Origin of the sequence: Acinetobacter sp. ESBL14, from assembly GCF_036668815.1 — a bacterium.
Lineage (GTDB): Bacteria > Pseudomonadota > Gammaproteobacteria > Pseudomonadales > Moraxellaceae > Acinetobacter > Acinetobacter gyllenbergii.
In genome coordinates this window covers 1-531 of the sequence record NZ_JAZEVS010000033.1, presented here as the reverse complement: position 1 = coordinate 531, position 531 = coordinate 1, and the positions used below count along the sequence as shown (strand labels likewise).

1 pseudogene is annotated in these 531 nt (G+C 45.2%); it reads left to right on the top strand.

From position 1 onward, the window contains the following. Positions 1-531, top strand: a pseudogene (locus V6E90_RS21480) (YadA-like family protein); the annotation flags it as partial.

Here is a 531-nt window from a genome sequence, read left to right as displayed (position 1 = left end):
TTAAAGCAACAGCAGACAAAGGCATCAACTTTGGTGGCACAACAGGCAAGAACAACTATGCCTTGGGTAGTGATATCAATGTTAAAGGTGATAGCAACATTACCAGCACGACAGTTGCAGGCGGAGTTCAACTGGGCTTAGGCGACACGTTGAATGTTAAAGATGCAATCAATGTTGGCAGTGGTGCCACTAAAGTTAAGATTGATGGCACAACCAATACCATTGGTGGTTTAAGCAATAAGACGTGGAATGGCACAGCGGTATCAGGTCAAGCGGCGACTGAAGACCAGTTGGCAGCAGTTGATGGCAAGTTGGGTACATTAGACGATGCAGCAGTTAAATATGACGATGCAACGACTAAAGACAAGATCACGCTTGCAGGTGCTGGTGGTACAACGATTACCAACGTTAAAGCGGGTGCTGTAAATGCAGCATCAACAGATGCAGTGAATGGCAGTCAATTATTCAATACTGCGAACAATGTGAAAAATCTTGTTGGTGGCAACACGACCATTGATTCGACAACAGGTG